Raw genomic sequence first — 19,727 nt, 5'->3', positions numbered from 1 at the left:
GACTGTTCGGCCCCGGGCACACCGGTATTGCGGGGGGCTCGGTGCAGGCGGCCTGCGCTGTTCACCTCCCCTGAAGCACAGATTGGCCGTCGCCAAGGGGTGTGAACGCGAAGTGCCGCATCCAGTGTGCTTCTAACGACCAATTGGCAGCGCACTACCGCCACTACAGCACTGCACCGCTGCATTAAATCAACCCATGCTCCAACGCATACCGCGTCAATTCACCATTGGTTTTCATGCGCATTTTTTCAAGAATTCGCGCACGGTACACACTCACCGTCTTGGGGCTCAGCGACAGTTCTTCCGCAATCTCGCTCAATTTCTTGCCAGCAGCAATCAATCGGATCGTCTGGAATTCCCGGTCACTTAAGGTGCTGTGCAAGGGTTTTTCAGTGTCTTCTGTCAGGTGGCTGGCCAGTGATTCCGCCAACTCTGGTGTGATGTATTTCCGGCCTGCAGCAATCACTTGAATCGCATCCACGAGTTTTTCCGGCGCGGTGTTTTTGGTCAGGTAGCCCGATGCACCTGCTTTCAGCGAACGCACGGCATATTGGTCTTCCGGGTGCATGGACAGCATCAGGATTTTCAAGGCTGGGTATTTGTCTTTCAGGATTTTCACCACATCCACGCCATTTTTTCCCGGCATGGAAATGTCCAAAATTGCCAGCTCGACCGTTGGGTTGGCCGTCATGGCCTTCATGATTTCCGAGTATTCCCCGGCTTGGGCCACCACCTGAATGTAGCCAGTGTCCTCCAGCAACTGTTTTAAACTGCCACGCAGCAGGGCGTGGTCATCGGCCAACAACACTTTGATCATTCGTCTGCCTCTTCCCCTGAATGTCCCTTTGGAATGGACACCATCACCGTGGTGCCTTGTCCAATCGCTCCGCTCACATCCACCCAACCATCGAATGCGGCGACCCTTTCTTGCATTCCTCTCAAACCGAAGGATGTTTCTTTCAACTTGTCGGCGTTGTCGATGCCCTTGCCGTTGTCCCGAATCTCCATGGACAATTCATTGTCGGTGACAAACAGCTCCACATCAACCCTGGTCGCTTGCGCGTGTTTCACTATATTCGTTAATGCCTCCTGCAAAATGCGGAATAGGGCGGTTTTTTCCTCCCCAGGCAAATCCAGGTCTTCCACATTGCTTCGAAAGTGTGCTGCAACCTGACACCGTTTGTTGAAGTCCTTCACCAACCAGTCCAGTGCGGGAATCAGGCCGTAATCCAGAATGCCTGGGCGCAGGTCTTTGGCAATCCGCTGGCTGCTGGCCAGCAAATGCTCAATCAACTCCAGCATGTCATCCAGCTTTTCTTGCACGGCGTCATCGGCTGTCAGGTTCTTGTTCAGCCACGCCACGTCGGCCTTCAATTTGGTGAGCGATCCACCCATGTCATCGTGAATTTCCCGCGCAATGGCACCGCGTTCCTGTTCGCGCCGCTTTTCAAACTCTGTGGTCACCTGCCGCAGTTCCACCTGCGCCTTCAACAGCCGTTCCTCGGCGTGTTTTCGGTCCGAAATGTCCAGCAACACACCATCCCACAACACCATATTGCCTTTGGGTTTGGCCACGGCACTTAGGTACACCCAACGGGTGTCCTGTCCTTTGCGTTGTTTTAGCCGGCCTTCCCAGCCAAATGGTTCGTCATTGGCGGGCGGGTTCAGCAATTCCTCAAACAGCAGGGCGGCGTCGTCGGGCTCGAACTGTTCAAAGAAGTAATGGGGATTTTCCAGAAAATTGCGGGGTGGCACACCAAACAGGCGAATCACCCCTTCGCTGACAAAAGGCACGGTGGGCTTGGCCTTACCGGCCCCAGACACCATCTGGAAAATAATGCCGGGAATGTTTTCAGCAATCGCTGCAAACCGACGTTCACTCTCCCGCTGCGCCATTTCAGCCGCCGCCAGGTTGCGCCGCTCATTGGCCGCGCGCAGCGAACGCTCAATGGCTGGCACCAGCCGGGCCATCTTGTCTTTCATCAAATAGTCATCAGCCCCGGCGCGCATGGCGTCCACGGCCACATGCTCACCAATACTGCCCGACACAATGATGAACGGGATATCCAAGCCAGAATCCCGCACAACCCGCAAGGCTTCCTCCGAGCTGAAACCGGGCAGGTTGTGATCAGAAATCACCACCTGCCATTCTTCATGCTGAAGCTTCTGCTTCAACTCTTCCAGCCGATCCACACGCACAGCGGTGTATTTCAGGCCACCCTGTTTCAGTCGGTAGCACATCAACTCAAAATCCGAGTCATTGTCCTCCACCACCAACACCTTCAATCCGTCATCGGAAAAACCGCTCAAGTTGAGCAGGGAAGGTGGCAGCCCCTTGTTCTCGTTCATTGTTGGTTTGGCCTCTCATGGGCTTTTCAGCGTGTTGGGCGGTTCTCGCCAAAGCAGAAACAAACCCGCTTTCAAGGTGTTAATCCGGGCTTGTCATGAAGGCAGTTTAGCGGAACATGCAAGTGTCGGGAACTCACAAAAAGGTGGGTTCTTTTCATCCTGAACAGTTTTCCCTACAAAGGCTCGGCATGAACCAAACGCCCCCCCGCTTTGAACCCAAAAACCTGCAAGGGTCCAGTCTCATCACCGGTGCGCGTCAGGTGGTCAGTTCAGTGGGCAAAAGTCTTCAACAGGATGAGGCGGCCAGCCGAGAGTTTGACTTCACCGAGGCGGACTTTGCGCGGGTGCGCAGCATGATCCTCAAGATTGCCGGCATTTCTCTGGCACCCAGCAAGCAAAGCATGGTGTACAGTCGCCTGGCCCGTCGCCTGCGGGCCTGCAATCAAAACCGGTTCTCTGCCTATCTCGATTTTCTGGAAAACAACCCCAGCAATCCAGAGTGGGAACAGTTCACCAATTCGCTGACCACCAACCTGACCTCGTTTTACCGTGAGGCCCACCATTTCGACATCCTGAAAAGCCAGTTGCAAAGTTTGTCGGGCAAATCACGCATCGACATCTGGTGCAGCGCTGCCTCCACCGGTGAGGAGCCCTACACCCTGGCGATAACAGCCATGGAAGCCTTCAACAGCCTGAATCCACCCGTGCGCATTCTGGCCACCGACATCGACACCAAAGTGTTGGAGACCGGTCAAAAGGGCGTGTACCGCATGGACCAGGTGGAGAAAATTCCGCAGGACATCCTTCGCAAGTATTTCCTGAAGGGCAAAGGCGACAGTGAAGGCCTTATTCGTGTGCGCCCCGAGTTGCAAGCCATGATCACATTTCGCAAGGTCAACCTGATGGACCAAAGCTGGAGCATTCGCCCAGGTTTTGATGTCATTTTTTGCCGCAATGTGATGATCTATTTTGAAAAAGACGTGCAGATGCAAATCCTGAAGAAATTTGCACCCCTGATGAACCCGGGTGGTCTGTTGTATGCAGGCCATTCAGAGAACTTTGCCATGGCTCGGGACTATTTCACCTTGCGTGGCAAAACAGTGTATGTCGTCAACGATGACAAAGCCTTCAAGGGCAATGGTTCTACACCCGCTGCAGGCCGAATTCAGGTGGGTGCATGAACACCGCGCCCGTGCGGGAAGAACGCACACAAGCGCCTTCAGCCAGCCCTGATGCTGCGGTGGTGGCGCTCGATCGCAAGGTCATCATGCCCGGCGAGCACTGTGTGTCCTGGGACCCTGTGGAGATTGTCACATTGCTGGGCTCCTGTGTTGCCGCTTGCATCTACGACTCTCAACGAAAAATCGGCGGCATGAACCACTTCATGTTGCCAGACATTCCCAGTGTTGCGCCCGCTTTGACTGATCAAACCAAACCCCTGCGGTATGGTTTGTACGCCATGGAACGGGTGATCAACGACCTGCTCATGATGGGCGCCAAGCGCGAACATTTGGTGGCCAAAGTGTTCGGTGGGGCCAACATGACCAACACCCTGGAAAACCAGCATGTAGGCCGCCGCAATGCGCAATTCGTGATCGAGTTTTTGCGCAGGGACAAGATTCGGGTATTGGCCTCTGACCTGGGTGGAACCAACAGCCGTCGCATTCGTTTTAACACCCGAACCAATGCGGTGCGTGTAGAACGTGTGGCCAGTGCCGACCAACTTGCGCTGCGTCAGGAACGTCAATATCGCGATCAAATTCAATCCGATCCGGTCAACGGTGAAGTGATATTTTTTTAAAGGATTCTCATGAGCAAGATCAAAGTGGTCGTCGTCGACGATTCTGCCCTGATCCGCAACTTGATGACCAAAATCATCAATTCGCAACCCGACATGGAGACCGTGGCCACAGCGCCCGACCCGTTCATTGCGCGAGAGCACATCAAGCGATTGAATCCAGACGTCATTACGTTGGACATTGAAATGCCCAAAATGGATGGTATTGAATTCCTGGAGCGCATCATGCGTTTGCGACCCACGCCGGTGGTGATGGTGTCTACCTTGACCGACAAAGGCGCTGACGTCACGTTTAAAGCCCTGGAACTGGGGGCGGTGGATTTTGTGACCAAGCCCAAACTCGACATCAGTCAGGGCATGCTGGACTACGCCAATGAAATCACCGACAAAATCCGCGCAGCCTATGCCGCCCGTTATCGTTTGACCAAATTGCCCGAGAAATCTGCAGCTGCCCTGGCAGGCTCAGAAGTCGCCAAGCCTGTGATTGCCCCGGCGGCCTTGGGTAACCGGTTTGCTGCCACGGAAAAACTGGTGCTGATGGGTTCATCCACTGGCGGTACTGAAGCCATCCGCGTGATTCTCGAACAATTGCCCACCGATTCGCCTGCCATTTTGATCACGCAGCACATGCCAGCCGGGTTCACCAAAAGCTTTGCGGACCGCTTGAATCAAGTGTGCCAGATCACCGTGAAAGAAGCCACGCATGGTGAACGGGTGCTGCCGGGACATGCCTACGTTGCCCCGGGTGACAAGCATCTGAAGCTGGGCCGAAACGGCGCCAACTACATTTGCCAACTGGAAGACAGCGAGCCGGTCAATCGCCACAAGCCATCGGTCGAGGTGTTGTTCAAGTCGGGAACTGAAGTCTCACCCCGCAACATCATTGGCGTGATGCTGACCGGCATGGGCAAGGACGGCGCACAGGCCATGGCAGACATGAAGAAGGCCGGGTCCTACAACATTTGTCAGGATGAAGCCAGTTGTGTGGTGTTTGGCATGCCCCGTGAAGCGATTGCCTTGGGTGCTGCCGATGAAGTGGTTCCACTCAATCAAATTGCCAAACGGCTGCTGGAGCATTTGTCCAAAATCGGTGGACGCGCAGCCATCCGCGTTTAATGTAACCAAGCCAGCAACGCATCGGCACTCAGGGGTCTGGAGAACAGATACCCCTGAAGCCGGTCGCACCCCATGTCCACCAAGGCCTGTCGTTGTTCGGCGGTTTCTATGCCCTCTGCATGCACCACCAGGCTCAAGGCGTGAGCCAGGTCAATCACGGCCTGCACAATTTTTCGACTCGATGGGCTGTCCAGCAAGTCGCTGACAAAACTCTTGTCAATCTTCAGCACGTCCATGGGCAGTTGGCGCAGGTAGTTGAGCGATGCATAACCTGTACCGAAGTCGTCCATGGCGATTGAGCAGCCGGCCGCACGCAGTTGGTTCAAAGCGTCCACCGTGCTGTCCATGTGGTCAATCGCTGCAGATTCGGTCACCTCAAACTCAATCCAGTGAGTGTCCAGACCGCTTTCACGGATGCTGGCCACGGCTTTGGACGGAAAATCCGGATTCATCAGTTGGCCGACTGAGCAGTTCACCGAGCACCACAACACATGACCGGCCTCGTGGAAAGCCTTTACCTGCCGGGCTGCAGTTCGAATCACCCAATCGCCCAGTGCCTCAATCAAGCCCGTGTCCTCAGCCACCTGAATGAACTCGCCGGGCATGATCAAGCCCAGCTCAGGGTGTGTCCACCGCACCAAGGCCTCCAGGCCACAAACCTGGCCTGTTTTCAGGTCTTCAATGGGTTGGAAGTTCAGCACCAGTTGGTGGTTTTCAATGCCCTTGGCCAAGCCCAATTCAATGGCCCTGCGGCGTTTCGCCAAGCTGTGTACCTCGGTTTCCACAGCGCGCAGCAATTCAAATGAGCGCAGCTCAAGAACACCAGCCACGGCCTGTGCATGGGTCACCAGTTCGGCTGCGTGGGTGCCATCCCGGCCTGGGCGCGCCAAACCAAGTCGCATGCGCGGCCGCAGCGAAATATTGTCCAGCAGAAACGGTCTGTTCAAATGGGCTTCCACAGCTGACAGGCGCTCCAGCAGGGCGCTACCGGGGTGCGCCCAGTCAAATCCATTGCTGACCACCGCCAAAGTAGTGTCCGACCATCGGCACAAAATATCGTTGGGAAACACTTCTCGAACGCGGCCCACCACCCTGTCCAGCATGTTGCGACGCGCGCGCGGGTCCAGTTCCATGCCCCGCATTTGGTGACGTGACAATTGAATGCTGAACAAACACAGGTCTTGTCCCTGTGCGCTATTCAGCATCAGCCCGGACAACGCTTTCAGCAGGCCCTCCCGATTCAGAAAGCCGCTGGACGCATCGAAGTAAACCGCCCGTCGGTGGGCCTGCTCCAGCAAATGTTTTTCGCGTTTAAGCCGCAAGGTGTCCAGCTCACGGCGTATGGCCGGCACTAACCGTTCTGGCTTGGACTTTTCGACATAGTCCCGAACCCCCGCATGCATGGCTGCAATACCGTGTGCTTCCGAGGCCATGCCTGAGAGCAATATCAGTGGCGTGCCGGGCCGGTGCTGCTCAAGCAGGTTTGCAGCATGGTCATGCGTCAGGTCCGGCATGGAATAATCGCAGATCACCACATCGGCATCGTGCTGTTCCAGCGCATGCACCAATGTCTTCTCATCGGCCGCGTGAAGGATGCTGGCCGTTGGCCAGGTTTTGTGCAGTTGCCGCGCTATCAGGACAAAGTCGTCTTCGCTGTCGTCAACAATCAGTATGCAAGGGCTTTGCGCAGTCGAATTCATGGGGCTTTTGTTGTTGTCCACGCCGTGGCGCTTTACGGTATCCTGCACACTTCTGCAAATGCTGTCCAGTGTTGTAAACCATGAGCAAGGCATTCACCAAAGAGACGGAAACCGAGCACGATGACGATGCGCCAGAAGGCGCCGCTGCACTGCCCGTGGGTGCAAAAAATTACGTCACCCCACAAGGCTACCGCCGCATGCGTGACGAATTGACACACCTCGTGAAAATCGAAAGGCCCGAAGTGGTGTCGGTGGTGTCTTGGGCAGCCTCCAATGGTGACCGTTCTGAAAACGGCGATTATCTCTATGGTAAAAAACGCTTGCGGGAAATTGACCGCCGCATTCGTTTTCTGACCAAACGCACCGAAATTGCCGAGGTGGTTGACCCGGCGACCCAGCAGGGGTTGGACAGCGTATTTTTCGGTGCCACCGTGACCTACATCAACAGCAAAGGCGACGAACTCACAGTGAAGATTGTTGGGGTTGATGAAGTCGACCCGGCGAAGGGGCACATCAGCTGGATTTCACCCGTGGCGCGAGCGCTGCTCAAGGCCAAGGAAGGAGACACCGTTCGCCTGATGACACCGGCTGGGCCGGACGAGCTTGAGGTGGTTGAAATTCGGTACGTTGTGGAGTGAGCTGCGCTGCGCAGTTCCTTCGTCCTTGGCGGTGTGCGCATGGCCGCCAGCATATTCACTCCCTTGACCGCGTTCTGAATCGCGGCACCACGCGGTTCCCTCACCCTTGGCGACGGCCAATCTGTTGTTCAAAACCTGGGCCTCGCGACCGCTGAGGTCGACCCTCCAAAAAACACGGTCGGGAATCGACCTCTGGGCCAGCCGGAAGGCTGTGCCCACCGCGCCTGCTTGTCACGGTTTTGCAGATTGTCCTGACTGTCGCTGCAGGGGAGGTGAACCACGCAGGCCGCTATGCGACTCGGTGCCATGCCCACAGCAATACCGGTATGCCCGGCGCCGAACAGTCAGCCCCCCGATCGGTTTGACCCGCAGAGCATTCGAACGCACGGACCGAGATGTCTGAGCCACGCAGTGGTGAGTTCTCGGGACGGTTCGAAGGCGCGGGGCAACCTTTACTTTTCGGGGGGCGTTCGGACCGGGTTACCGGTGTTGCTGGGGGCTATGCCAACAGGCACGGTTGAGCGGTGTTACCGGGGGCAATCGAGAGGCCCAGGCTACCGATATCCGGAAGAGTCAGTAAAACAGACAGTGCTCACAACCCAGGTGTGTGAAGGATCCGCGTTTTCACAAAGGTTTTGCCCTTGGCCCGAGCCACGCGCTCCACATATTCAAGCCGTCGCAAGGCCATCAAAATACGCGCCAAGTGGATTCGGTCATTGACCTGGATGGTGAAATGCAGCACTTTGCGGTTGGCGGTTTCGTCGCTCATGGTCAGGTTGGTGATGTTGGCCCCCAAGTCGCTCAAGGTGGCGGCCACCGTGGCCAAGGCGCCCTTTTCATTGAGCACTTGCAAGTCCACATTCACATCAAACTGTCGCGTGATGTCTTCTGCCCATTTCACATCGGTCCAACGCTCGGGTTCCTTGCGGATTTGCTTGCGGGCGTTGTCACATTCATCGGTGTGGATGATGAGGCCCGACCCTTTGCGCACGTAGCCGATGATGGCGTCGCCCGGAATGGGCATGCAGCAATTGGCCCTTTGCACCGACATGCCCTCACCACCATGCACAATGATGGGCGCACGAACCTGACCACCAGCCGAGGCCGGTGCATCCACCCGGGCGTCCACCTTGCCCAGCGCCATCAGCACACGGCGGGCCACCACCGGGGCCACCCGACGACCGGCCCCAATGTCGGCCAGTAATTCTTCCTTGGTGCTGACCTGAGAGTCTTTCATCAACCGGTCCCACACATCCTGGCTTAATTCATTCAAACGGATGTTGTCGGCTTCCAAGGCCTGGTCCAGCAGCCGGTTGCCCAATCGCACCGTTTCCTCGGTATTCATCGACTTCAAGTAGTGCCGAATTTCAGAGCGTGCCTTGCCAGACCTGACAAACCCCAGCCACACCGGGTTGGGGCGGGAGTGTGGTGCCGTGATGATTTCTACCACGTCACCACTCTTGAGCACCGTGCGCAGAGGTTCAATCACCTGGTTCACGCGGGCTGCGACACAGTGGTTGCCCACATCGGTGTGCACCGCATACGCAAAGTCCACCACGGTGGCTCCACGCGGCAGGCTCATGATTTTGCCGTTGGGCGTGAACACGTACACCGCGTCAGGGAACAGGTCCACCTTGATGTGTTCCAAAAACTCGGCTGAGTCTCCCGTCTGGTTCTGAATGTCCAGCAAACTTTGCAGCAAACGGTGGGTTTGGGTTTGAATGGTGTTCAAGCCGTCGCCATCGCCCTTGTAAAGCCAGTGGGATGCAACGCCTTTTTCGGCAACCCGGTGCATGTCTTCCGTGCGGATTTGAAATTCCACCGGGGTACCATACGGGCCCAGCAGGGTGGTGTGCAGGCTTTGGTAGCCATTCACTTTGGGAATGGCGATGTAGTCTTTGAACTTGCCCGGCACCGGTTTGAACAGTTGGTGCAGCATGCCCAGCGCCAGGTAGCAGGTGGGCATGTCTTTCACCACCACGCGAAAGCCATACACGTCCAGCACTTGCGAAAAGCTCAGGCGCTTTTCAATCATTTTCCGGTAAATGCCAAACAGCGCTTTTTCCCGGCCATACACCTGACATTCAATTTTTGCATCGCCCAGGCACTTTTCGACCGCTTCCAGAATTTTGCCCACCACCTCACGGCGGTTGCCCCGCGCGGCCAACACCGCTTTGCGCAGCACCTGGTAACGCATGGGGAAGGCGTGTTTAAAGCTGAGGTCTTGCAGTTCCCGGAAAATTTCGTTCAAACCCAGCCGGTGGGCAATGGGCGCGTAAATCTCCAGGGTTTCCAAGGCAATGCGACGCTTCTTGGACGGACTCATGATGTCCAGCGTGCGCATGTTGTGCAGGCGGTCGGCCAGTTTCACCAAAATCACCCGCAAGTCGCGGGCCATGGCCAGCAGCATTTTCCGGAAGTTTTCAGCCTGCGCCTCTTCGCGCGAGGAAAACTCCATCTTGTCCAGTTTGGACAAGCCATCCACCAGGTCGGCCACGGCGGGCCCAAACCGGTCAATGAGGTCGTCTTTGGTTGCGCCCGAATCCTCCATCACGTCATGGAGCAGGGCGGCCTGGATGGCTTGGCTGTCCAGTCGCCAACTGGCGCACAGCTCGGCCACGGCGATGGGGTGGGTGATGTAGGGTTCGCCGGTGGCCCGGAACTGGCCCAGGTGTGCGGAGTCAGAAAATTTGTAGGCTTCGCGGACGCGTTTGATCTCCGCCTCTGGCAGGTAAGCCGAGGCGGCCCCAATCAACTGGGCGATGGAGACCACACCGGACACGACACCGGGTCGAGCAGCTGATGGATTGGTTTCAGAATGTAACTCTCTGGCTTGCATCAACCCCATTCAAACCTACAACACCTTCGGAAGTCTATTGTGACGGATTTACTTCTGATCCGGCAACACGATATTCACTTCAAGCATCTCCATATTGCCTTGTTTTTGAAGATTAAACTTGATGTCGTCGTGGTTGATCTTGACGTATTTCGCAATCACCTGCATCAATTCGTCCCGCATTTGGGGCAGAAAGTCAGGACCGTCGGTGTCCACCCGTTCCCGGGCGATGATCAGCGACAGTCGTTCTTTTGCAACACTGGCGGATTTCTTCTTCTCGCCAAACAGCATCGTGAGGAGGGACATGGCCATTAACCTCCAAACAGGCGCTTGAGCAGGCCAGGCTTTTCGTAGTCCACAAAACGCAGGGGTTTGGTCTCGCCCAAAAAGCGTGAAATGCAGTCCTGGTAGGCTTCAGCCGCATCGTTGTTCTCGGCATGAATCACCGGCATGCCCTGGTTGGACGACTGCAGCACCGTTTCAGACTCTGGAATGACACCCAAGAGCGGAATGCGCAGCAGGTCTGCCACGTCGGTGTGGCTCAACATCTCGCCATCGTTGGCCCGCTTGGCCGAATAACGCGTGATCAGCAGGTGTTCCTTCACAGGTTCGCCGCCTTCCTTGGCGCGTTTGCTTTTGGCTTGCAAAATGCCGATGATGCGGTCCGAGTCGCGCACGGACGACACTTCCGGGTTGGTCACCACAATGGCTTCGTCTGCAAAGGTCAACGCCATCACTGCACCGCGTTCAATACCGGCCGGGCTGTCGCACACAATGTATTCAAAACCCATCTCGGACAGGTCTTTGATCACTTTTTCCACGCCTTCTTCGCTCAGCGCGTCTTTGTCGCGGGTTTGCGAGGCCGGCAAAATGGACAGCATCGGGCAGTGTTTGTCCTTGATCAAGGCTTGTTGCAGGGTTGCTTCACCATTGATGACGTTCACCAAGTCGTACACCACGCGGCGTTCGCAGCCCATGATGAGGTCGAGGTTGCGCAGGCCCACGTCGAAATCGATCACGACAGTTTTAAAGCCACGCAGGGCCAGTCCAGACGCAAAGCTTGCGCTGGTGGTGGTTTTTCCGACGCCACCTTTACCGGATGTGACAACAATGACTCGACTCACGAAAAGTTCTCCTAGCGGATGTTGAGGGCCTTGAGTTTCAGGCTGGCCTGCTCTTGGCTTTGATCTAAATAAACGAGTGTGGGCTTGGAACGGTTGTCTTCAGGGAAACCGCCCTCGAAAGTTAAATAGTAACCTGCCACGGCCACCAGTTCCGGCTCGAAGCAGGTGGAGATGATGCGGGCATCGCGGTCACCGGCAGCACCCGCCAGGGCGCGGCCTCGAAGCACACCGTAGACATGCACGTTGCCATCGGCAATCACCTCGGCACCGGCAGACACTTGGCCCATCACGACCAGGTCAGCGCCTTGTGCGTAAAATTTTTGACCGCTGCGCACCGACTGCTCAATCACCAGGGTTTTGCGGGCGTTGGTGTCCTGGTTCTCAGGGCTGGTTGGCTCTGCCGCAGTGACATCCGCTCCGCTGGGTTCCTCACTGTTTGTTTCAACCGGTTGGGGCGCTGCATGGGTTTGAGTGTACTCAGCGCCTGCCTCAAATCGAATACCCAGGGCTTCGGCCTGGTCTTCCAGCCCGGTGGCCGTACCGCGCAATTCGACCCAATGCACACCGGCTTCTTTGAACAGGCTGGCAAATGCTGTCAGGTCGATGCCATATTCTGTCAGTTGTTCGGCTGTGAAGGCACTGAGGTCCAGCAGGGTGGTTTCAGCACTGTAAATGCCGGGTGTTGGGCCCAGCCGTTTGCGCACGGCCTCCAGCAATTCAGCCTGGGGGGCTGGTTTCAACACAAAAGCCACTGCCTTGGTTGAGGCAAAACGGATGTCCAGTAGGGAATGGGTGCTGGTGTTCACGGGGGTGTGATGGGTGGTGCAATCAATTAATGAGGGGTGTTCCAGAAGCACAAAGCCCGAGCCATGGTGGTCTCGGGCTTGTGTGACGTTTAACCTGAAAAACTTAGATGGGCACGCGTTTGAGCATTTCCACACCCACTTCACCAGCCGCGATTTCACGCAGGGCTGTGACCGTGGGTTTGTCCTTGCCGGCTTCTACCTTGGGCGTGTGGCCCTGGGCCAGCATGCGTGCGCGGTAGGTGGCTGAGAGGGCCATTTCGAAGCGGTTGGGGATGCGTTTCAGGCAGTCTTCAACGGTGATGCGGGCCATCGTGGGTTCCTTACAGTCCAATACTTTTGAGTTGTTCGCCGTGGCGGGCCATTTGCTGGTTAAAGCGGCACCGTGCGGCATAAACAATGGATTTCAGCTCCAGCAGAGCCTGATCGAAATTGTCGTTAAGGATAACATAATCAAAGCGTCGAGCCTGCTCGATTTCCAATTGTGCGGCGCCCATTCGCTTCAAAATCACTTCCTCGGCATCGGTTCCGCGCCCACGCAAGCGTCGCTCAAGCTCTTCAAGGCTGGGCGGCAAAATAAAAATGGACACCACATTGCTCACCTTGCGCACCACCTGTTCGGCGCCTTGCCAATCAATTTCAAGCAGCACGTCCCGGTCGGTGGCCATTTGGCCCTCCACCCACTGGCGCGAGGTACCGTAGTAATTGCCATGCACGTGGGCCCATTCCAGAAAGCCGTCCTGGTCCCGAATGGCCTCAAATTGATGCTCGGAAATGAAGTGGTAGTCCACCCCGTCCTGTTCACCCGGCCTAGGGCGGCGTGTGGTGTTGGAAATCGACAGGCCGATGCCATCCACCTCACTCAGCAGCGCCTTGACCAGGGATGATTTCCCGGCACCCGAAGGCGCACTGACGATAAACAGGCTACCGGCATAGTGGGGTTGGGCCGAGGGTTGTGCGAGTTGGTTCATTTGAAACAGCCTTATTCGATGTTCTGGACTTGTTCGCGAAACTGCTCCACCAGCACCTTCAGGTCAATGGAGGCCTGGGTTTGCGCAATCGCATGGGCTTTGCTGCCCAAGGTGTTGGCCTCGCGGTTCAGTTCCTGCGTCACAAAGTCCAGTCGCTTGCCCACCACGCCACCCTGTTTCAAAATGCGGCGCACCTCGGTGAAGTGGGTGTTCAATCGGTCCATTTCCTCTTTGACATCAATGCGCACGCTGTGCAAGGCCACTTCCTGCTTGATGCGGTCTTCCAGGTCTTCCACCTTCAAGTGGCTGGCACTGTTTTGCACCACCTTGTCCAGTATGTCAGTCATGCGCTCGCGGATTTTGCCTTCGTAGTGGGCCAAGAATTCCGGCAATTGGGGCAGCAGGCTGTTGAGCACGCCTTCCATGCCATCAATTTTCTCATTCAATACAGCTGCCAATTGAGCGCCCTCCCGTTCGCGGGTGGCTTTCAGCGCATCAATGGCCTCGTCACACAATTGGCTCACGGTTTCCAGCAGCTCATCGCCTTGAAGGCTGTTGTCTTCCACCACGCCAGGCCAATTCAAAATTTCGGTAATCCGGAAGCCGTTGGCCCGTGGCAGCACCGACTGAATGCTGGATTCCAGCTCAGCCAGCATTTGCACTTGGGCGAGGTCCACTTGCGGAATGCGTTTTTCGCCTTCGGCACGGCCCCAGCAGATGCGGCACTCCACCTTGCCGCGCGACAGGCTGGCCATCAGTTTTTCTCGGACCAGGGGTTCGCACAGGCGCAGGTCGTCGGGCATGCGGAAGTTCAAATCCAGAAAGCGGGAGTTCACGCTGCGCAGTTCCATGCTGAGCGTGCCTGCACGGGTGGTTTTTTGCACGTTGGCAAAGCCGGTCATGCTGTGGATGCTGGCGGTGTTTTTGCCGGGTTGCTTGCTCATCGGATTGGCTCGGTTCAATGGCACATGGCCGTGTGGATGTTGGAGGGATTGTAAACTGTTCGTGCAGATGTTCTCTGGAAGCCTTGTGGAGTTAGCCCGACGAATCATCGCCCACCTCGACATGGATGCGTTTTATGCCAACGCCGAGCTGGTGCGCAACCCGGCCCTGAAGGGCTTGCCTGTCGCTGTGGGTGGGCCACGCGGCTTGAAGCCGCTGCCTGGGCAGGCCTTTCCCACGCTGGGCCAGTACGCCGGCCGTGGCGTGCTCACGACCGCCAATTACGAGGCCCGTGCCTTGGGCTTGCATTCGGCCATGCCCACCATGAAAGCGGCCAAACTTGCACCACAGGCTATTTTGTTGCCGGCCGATTTTGAGTGGTACAAAACCCAGTCACGCCGTTTTAAAGCGGCTGTGCGCGAACTCGCCCCCTTGCTGGAAGACCGTGGGATTGATGAAATTTATTTGGACCTGAGCGAGCAAACGGGCGGTGACTACGCCGCAGCCGAGCAATTGGCGCGCCAGTTGCAGCAAGCGGTGTTTGAAGCAACCGGCGGGATGACCTGTTCCATTGGTTTGTCCCAGAACAAACTGACATCAAAAATTTGCTCAGACCTGCGCAAGCCCCATGGGCTCACCATTGTTCGACCCGAGGAGTTCCGTAGCATCATCTGGCCTTTGTCGGTGGGAAAAATCAATGGCATCGGTCCCAAGGCACAGGAAAAACTGCATGCGATGAATGTGCAAACGATTGCGGACCTGGCAGCTCAACCAGTGGATGTATTGCAGGCCCGCTTTGGCGATACGTATGGCCTGTGGATGCACCACAGTGCCCACGGACGGGACGACCGCGAGGTAACCCTGTACTCCGAGCCCAAAAGCATTAGCCGCGAGACCACCTTCGAGCAGGACATGCACGTGCGGCGAGACCGCGACCAACTCACCCAGATTTTGCTGCACCTGGCCGAGAAACTGGCCAAGGACCTGGATCGCAAGCAGCGCTTGGCCCGCACAGTGGGGGTGAAGGTGCGTTTTGCGGATTTCAAGTCCCTCACCCGCGACATCACCACCGGGCAGGCGCATGGCACAGCTGAATCCTTGGTGCAGGCTGCTCGGGAATGTTTGAAAAAAATCCCCTTCACCCCCCACGGCGCCCGCGCCAACATCCGCTTGTTGGGCATCAAGGCCAGCCATTTGTTGACGGTTGAGGAGGCTGCACACCCTGTGCAGCAGGCCAAACCGGGCGCGCGTTCCGCAGCCCAGTCTGCCGCGCAGTTGGATTTGGGCCTGGAAGATGGGGGATAATTCGTACAATTCATCCACATTGAAAAGCCGGAGTATTCATGAGCAGCCCCCGCCTCGATGGCCGCAGCCCCCAAGCGCTGCGCCACGTCTCCCTTGAACGCCATTACACCAAACATGCCGAGGGGTCTGTCATGGTGCGCTTTGGCGACACCCATGTGTTGTGCACCTGCTCGGTGGAAGACAAAGTCCCCGGCTTTTTGAAAGGCCAAAACCAGGGCTGGTTGACGGCCGAGTATGGCATGTTGCCCCGCTCAACCCATTCCCGCATGGACCGTGAGGCGGCCAAAGGCAAGCAGAGTGGCCGCACACAGGAAATTCAACGCCTGATTGGCCGCGCCCTGCGTGCGGCGGTTGATTTGAACAAGCTGGGCGAGCGCACGCTGAAAATTGACTGCGATGTGATTCAGGCCGATGGGGGTACCCGCACCGCGTCCATTACGGGTGCCATGGTGGCTGTCGCCGATGCCGTGGGCTCTCTGCTGAAAAGTGGTGCATTGGCTGAAAGCCCCATCACCCAATTTGTGGCGGCGGTGTCGGTGGGCGTGGTCAATGGCCAGGTGGTGCTCGACCTGAATTACGATGAAGACTCCAACTGCGAAACCGATCTGAATGTGGTCATGACGGAAGCCGGCGGGTTTGTCGAAGTGCAGGGCACTGCCGAAGGTGCGGCATTTAGCCGTGGCGAATTGAACGGCATGCTGGACAGCGCTGCTGCAGGCATTGCCGAGTTGGTTCGTTTGCAAAAAGCGGCACTGGCGGGTGAGTGACATGGTGGTGGCTGACCAGGCGTGGGTATTGGCCTCTGGCAACAAAGGCAAGCTGAAGGAATTTCAAGACCTGTTTGCCCCATGGGGCATTGAGTGGGTGGCGCAGGGCGAGCTGGGTGTGCCCGATGCGGAAGAGCCCTTCCACACCTTCATCGAAAATGCCTTGACCAAAGCCAGACATGCCAGCCGCCTGACCGGGCGGCCGGCACTGGCCGATGACTCGGGTTTGTGCGTGCCCGCTTTACAGGGCGCACCGGGTGTGTTGTCTGCCCGGTATGCCACCCTCTTTGGGCGTGAAAAAAGCGATGCCAACAACAATGCCTGTTTGGTTGAGCAACTGAAGGGCATCATGGACCGCCGGGCCTACTTTGTGTGCGCCATGGTGTGGGTGGCCCATGCCGATGACCCAACCCCCACGGTTGCACAAAAAATGTGGTGGGGCGAGGTATTGGACACACCGCGGGGCGAGCATGGGTTTGGTTACGACCCGCACTTTTGGCTGCCCGAGCATGCCTGCACCGCCGCGCAAATGCCCAAGGCACAGAAAAACCAGTACAGCCACCGGGCACAGGCCACACAGGCCTTGCTGCAGGAACTGCAGCAGCGCTTGAACCTCACGAAGGCAGTCTAACGTGGATACACCCACAGGGCAGGGCGCCACCACGGCATTCAATTTGGTGTCGCGGGTGTTCAAGCCCGGTGAACTTCAATTTTCGGCCATGCCGCCCTTGGGCTTGTACATTCACTTGCCTTGGTGTGTGCGCAAATGCCCATACTGTGACTTCAACAGCCACCTGGCCCCGCAAAGCCCATTCCGGGAGGTGGCGGTGGTGCGTTCGTCAGGCTCAAGTCTTGAGCCTGATCATTCATCGGAAGCGGTGTTTAAGCCAGCCGACACCTTGCCCATGGACTTGCAGCGCCGTTACCTGGCTGCGCTGCTGGCTGACCTCGACCAGCAGTTGCCCAAAATTTGGGGCCGCAAGTTGTATTCCGTGTTCATCGGTGGGGGCACGCCATCGTTGTTCGCACCTGAGTTGATTGACGAACTGCTGGGCGCTGTGCGGGCCCGGTTGGGCATGCCGCAAAGCGGTGAAATCACGTTGGAAGCCAACCCCGGTACCTTTGAGCTTGAGCGTTTTCGTGGTTTTCGTGAAGCCGGTGTTACACGCTTGTCGATTGGGGTACAAAGTTTTTCCACCACACATTTGAAGGCCTTGGGCCGAATTCACAGTGGCGACCAAGCCGTTCAGGCCGTCGCCGCTGCGGTTCAATTGTTTGATGAGGTGAATGTTGACCTCATGTATGGCTTGCCCCACCAAACGCAGGCGCAAGCCAAGCGCGATGTGGCCCAAGCCATCGAGTTGGGTCCCACCCACCTCAGCCTCTACCAACTGACCATGGAGCCCAACACCCTGTTCGCGCAGCATCCACCCCCATTGCCCGATGACGACACTTTGGCCGACATTGAGGATGCTGTGCACAACTTGGCCGCGCAGGCTGGTTATGAGCGGTACGAAATTTCCGCCTTTGCAAAACCCGGCCACCGTTGCCAACACAACCTCAATTACTGGGGGTTTGGCGATTACTTGGGGATTGGTGCTGGCGCCCATGCAAAAATCAGCTACCCCAACCGAATTGAACGGGAAACCCGCCCGCGCAACCCCCAGGGTTACATGCAAGCATGGCTTGAGGGGCAGGGAGACGGCCTGGCCTCACAAACGCTGTCCACCCAAGAACTGCCTTTTGAATTCATGCTGAACGCATTGCGCCTGATGGAGGGCGCACCCGAGCAGTGGTTTGTGGAACGTTGTGGCCGGCCTCTGAGTGATTTGCAGCGTGGCCTTCGCCACGCCTTGAAGAAGGGGCTGATGGACTCCCAACCCGGCATTTTGAAGCCCACCGCGTTGGGGTTTCGCTTTTTGAACGATGTTCAGAGCCTGTTTTTGACCAGCGATTGAGGGCCCCCTTTTTTTCTATGTTGACAATGTGTAAATAAAAATGGCACATTGGCGTCAGTCCACTGACCCAATGGCCCGCCATGTCCATCAAATCATTGTTGATGCCTGCCATCACCGAGCGCGTGTTTTCCGAGGCAACCCTCCACCGCAAGCGGGCCAAGGCCGAGGTGTTGCGCCTGAAGCAGGGGCGCCCCCACACCGTGCATTACTTTCACCAAGTCGACGACCCCTACAGCGCACTGTTGGTTCAGGTGTTACCCAGCTTGCTGAAGCGGTATGCCATTGAGTTGTCCATCCATGTGTGTAGTCCACCAGACTCAGCATCCGCCCCCGAGCGAGCCAAACTGGAGCAATTCAGTCGCCAGGATGCGCAACGCCTGGCCAACCGGCATGGTTTGGCATATACCAACCCAGGTCAACAGCCCAATGCAGCACTAATCCGCGCTGTTCAGCGCAGTGTGTTGACTACCGTGGGTCGCCCGCTGGAGTTTTTGTCGGTGGCCCATGAGTTGGGCCGCTGTCTGTGGACCAATCAGTTGTCAGAAGAAACCTTGGGAACCGATGAAGGTTCTGAGGCGGAGCTTCGCAGTCATCTGGCCCAGTCCGACCGTTTGCGTGAGTCGTGGGGCCATTATCTGGGTGGCATGTTGTATTACGAAGGGGAATGGTACTGGGGGTTGGACCGTTTGCATCACCTTGAAACGCGTCTCAAAGGGCTCCATTTGGAAAATGTGGGCACTTTCGGTCACCGTGATTTTCTGTGCCAACCAGACACCGACCCTACAGAGCCTTTTGCCTGCAGCGATCCGCCCCCCATTGATTTTTATTTTTCATTTCGCAGCCCGTACTCGGCGATTGTGGCGCCTCGCGTGTTTGAACTGGCCCGCTTGAGCGGCGCCAAAGTCAATTTGAAGTATGTGTTGCCCATGGTCATGCGGGGCTTACCTGTACCCAAAAACAAGCGCCAGTACATTGCACACGACACAGCACGGGAGGCGCGTTTTCATGGCATCCCGTTTGGCCGTTTGAATGATCCGGTGGGGCGCCCAGCCGAACGTGGCTTGGCGCTGATTCCGTTTGCCGAGCGCCATGGTCGGGGGCAGGCGTACGTGTTGTCCTTCATGAAAGGGGTTTGGTCTGAGGGTTTGGACGCTGGTAGCGACCGTGGACTGTGTCAGATCGTGGAGCGCGCCGGGTTGAACTGGCGACGTGCCCAGCAAGCGTTGCAGGAGGATCATTGGCGCATGGTGGCTGAGGCCAATCGCCATGAGCTGTTCCAGATGGGCTTGTGGGGGGTGCCTTCTTTCCGAGTCGGAAAGATGTGCACTTGGGGGCAGGATCGACTGTGGTTGGTTCGTGAGGCCTTGCAGTCGGGGGCCATTCAAGCACCCGTCAACAAAGCTCGAGAAACTGCCTGACA

General features: G+C 57.0%; 19 protein-coding genes. 9 read left to right on the top strand and 10 right to left on the bottom strand.

Annotated features, from left to right (window positions below; translation table 11 throughout):
- Nucleotides 1-184: 184 nt before the first annotated feature.
- Entirely contained in the window at nucleotides 185-817 is a 633-nt protein-coding gene (locus tag VGE55_RS10365; protein ID WP_331131598.1) for a response regulator transcription factor, read from the bottom strand.
- Nucleotides 814-2,349 (bottom strand): hybrid sensor histidine kinase/response regulator, encoded by a 1,536-nt coding sequence (locus VGE55_RS10360; RefSeq protein WP_331131597.1) that lies wholly within the window; start codon nucleotides 2,347-2,349, stop codon nucleotides 814-816. The genes VGE55_RS10365 and VGE55_RS10360 overlap by 4 nt, the downstream gene beginning before the upstream one ends.
- 188 nt (nucleotides 2,350-2,537) lie before the next feature.
- On the opposite strand from VGE55_RS10360, the gene VGE55_RS10355 reads away from it, so the two are divergent.
- From VGE55_RS10355 to VGE55_RS10345, 3 genes are read left to right on the top strand one after another with little or no spacing between them, the layout of a single operon-like run.
- Nucleotides 2,538-3,530: a CheR family methyltransferase gene (locus VGE55_RS10355; protein WP_331131596.1), complete on the top strand. Its 993-nt coding sequence runs from the start codon at nucleotides 2,538-2,540 to the stop codon at nucleotides 3,528-3,530.
- On the top strand, nucleotides 3,527-4,150 hold the full coding sequence (locus tag VGE55_RS10350) for a chemoreceptor glutamine deamidase CheD (RefSeq protein WP_331131595.1): 624 nt from the start codon (nucleotides 3,527-3,529) through the stop codon (nucleotides 4,148-4,150). Before VGE55_RS10355 ends, VGE55_RS10350 begins: the two co-directional genes overlap by 4 nt.
- A 9-nt stretch (nucleotides 4,151-4,159) precedes the next feature.
- Complete coding sequence (locus VGE55_RS10345; RefSeq protein ID WP_331131594.1) at nucleotides 4,160-5,263, top strand: chemotaxis response regulator protein-glutamate methylesterase; 1,104 nt, start codon at nucleotides 4,160-4,162, stop codon at nucleotides 5,261-5,263.
- Here VGE55_RS10345 and VGE55_RS10340 read toward each other — a convergent pair.
- Nucleotides 5,260-7,011: an EAL domain-containing protein gene (locus VGE55_RS10340; RefSeq protein WP_331131593.1), complete on the bottom strand. Its 1,752-nt coding sequence runs from the start codon at nucleotides 7,009-7,011 to the stop codon at nucleotides 5,260-5,262. The two genes, VGE55_RS10345 and VGE55_RS10340, sit on opposite strands and share 4 nt — an antisense overlap.
- Nucleotides 7,012-7,043: 32 nt before the next feature.
- Between VGE55_RS10340 and greB the strand changes: the two genes are divergently transcribed.
- Nucleotides 7,044-7,601: a transcription elongation factor GreB gene (gene greB, locus VGE55_RS10335; RefSeq protein ID WP_331131592.1), complete on the top strand. Its 558-nt coding sequence runs from the start codon at nucleotides 7,044-7,046 to the stop codon at nucleotides 7,599-7,601.
- Between the two features lie 592 nt (nucleotides 7,602-8,193).
- Here the strand turns inward: greB and VGE55_RS10330 are convergent.
- The 7 genes from VGE55_RS10330 to VGE55_RS10300 form a co-directional block, all read right to left on the bottom strand.
- Nucleotides 8,194-10,440, bottom strand: coding sequence for a bifunctional (p)ppGpp synthetase/guanosine-3',5'-bis(diphosphate) 3'-pyrophosphohydrolase (locus tag VGE55_RS10330; protein ID WP_331131662.1), 2,247 nt, complete (start codon nucleotides 10,438-10,440; stop codon nucleotides 8,194-8,196).
- A 48-nt stretch (nucleotides 10,441-10,488) separates the two neighbouring features.
- On the bottom strand, nucleotides 10,489-10,743 hold the full coding sequence (gene minE / locus VGE55_RS10325; protein ID WP_256765145.1) for a cell division topological specificity factor MinE: 255 nt from the start codon (nucleotides 10,741-10,743) through the stop codon (nucleotides 10,489-10,491).
- 5 nt (nucleotides 10,744-10,748) lie between these two features.
- On the bottom strand, nucleotides 10,749-11,561 hold the full coding sequence (minD, locus tag VGE55_RS10320) for a septum site-determining protein MinD (RefSeq protein WP_331131591.1): 813 nt from the start codon (nucleotides 11,559-11,561) through the stop codon (nucleotides 10,749-10,751).
- Between the two features lie 11 nt (nucleotides 11,562-11,572).
- Nucleotides 11,573-12,367, bottom strand: coding sequence for a septum site-determining protein MinC (gene minC, locus VGE55_RS10315; RefSeq protein ID WP_331131590.1), 795 nt, complete (start codon nucleotides 12,365-12,367; stop codon nucleotides 11,573-11,575).
- Nucleotides 12,368-12,470: 103 nt separating this feature from the next.
- Nucleotides 12,471-12,677, bottom strand: a complete 207-nt coding sequence (gene rpoZ, locus VGE55_RS10310) for a DNA-directed RNA polymerase subunit omega (protein ID WP_256765142.1) — start codon at nucleotides 12,675-12,677, stop codon at nucleotides 12,471-12,473.
- A 10-nt stretch (nucleotides 12,678-12,687) separates the two neighbouring features.
- On the bottom strand, nucleotides 12,688-13,335 hold the full coding sequence (gmk, locus tag VGE55_RS10305) for a guanylate kinase (protein ID WP_331131589.1): 648 nt from the start codon (nucleotides 13,333-13,335) through the stop codon (nucleotides 12,688-12,690).
- An 11-nt stretch (nucleotides 13,336-13,346) separates the two neighbouring features.
- A complete protein-coding gene (locus VGE55_RS10300) occupies nucleotides 13,347-14,279 on the bottom strand; it encodes a YicC/YloC family endoribonuclease (protein ID WP_331131588.1) in 933 nt (310 codons plus the stop codon).
- 85 nt (nucleotides 14,280-14,364) lie between these two features.
- Here VGE55_RS10300 and dinB point away from each other — a divergent pair, with 85 nt between their 5' ends.
- The 5 genes from dinB (at nucleotide 14,365) to VGE55_RS10275 (ending at nucleotide 19,725) form a co-directional block, all read left to right on the top strand.
- Nucleotides 14,365-15,582: a DNA polymerase IV gene (gene dinB / locus VGE55_RS10295; protein ID WP_331131587.1), complete on the top strand. Its 1,218-nt coding sequence runs from the start codon at nucleotides 14,365-14,367 to the stop codon at nucleotides 15,580-15,582.
- A 38-nt stretch (nucleotides 15,583-15,620) separates the two neighbouring features.
- Nucleotides 15,621-16,349, top strand: a complete 729-nt coding sequence (gene rph / locus VGE55_RS10290; protein WP_331131586.1) for a ribonuclease PH — start codon at nucleotides 15,621-15,623, stop codon at nucleotides 16,347-16,349.
- 1 nt (nucleotide 16,350) lies between these two features.
- Nucleotides 16,351-16,980: an RdgB/HAM1 family non-canonical purine NTP pyrophosphatase gene (gene rdgB / locus VGE55_RS10285; RefSeq protein WP_331131661.1), complete on the top strand. Its 630-nt coding sequence runs from the start codon at nucleotides 16,351-16,353 to the stop codon at nucleotides 16,978-16,980.
- Nucleotide 16,981: 1 nt separating this feature from the next.
- Nucleotides 16,982-18,307, top strand: a complete 1,326-nt coding sequence (hemW, locus tag VGE55_RS10280) for a radical SAM family heme chaperone HemW (RefSeq protein WP_414674996.1) — start codon at nucleotides 16,982-16,984, stop codon at nucleotides 18,305-18,307.
- A gap of 80 nt (nucleotides 18,308-18,387) precedes the next feature.
- Nucleotides 18,388-19,725: a DsbA family protein gene (locus tag VGE55_RS10275; RefSeq protein WP_331131585.1), complete on the top strand. Its 1,338-nt coding sequence runs from the start codon at nucleotides 18,388-18,390 to the stop codon at nucleotides 19,723-19,725.
- Nucleotides 19,726-19,727: the final 2 nt, after the last annotated feature.

Origin of the sequence: Limnobacter sp. (genome assembly GCF_036405155.1) — a bacterium.
In the GTDB taxonomy this organism is placed as follows: domain Bacteria; phylum Pseudomonadota; class Gammaproteobacteria; order Burkholderiales; family Burkholderiaceae_B; genus Limnobacter.
Note: the sequence above shows the minus strand (reverse complement) of the source record. Positions and strands in the feature narration are given on the sequence as shown.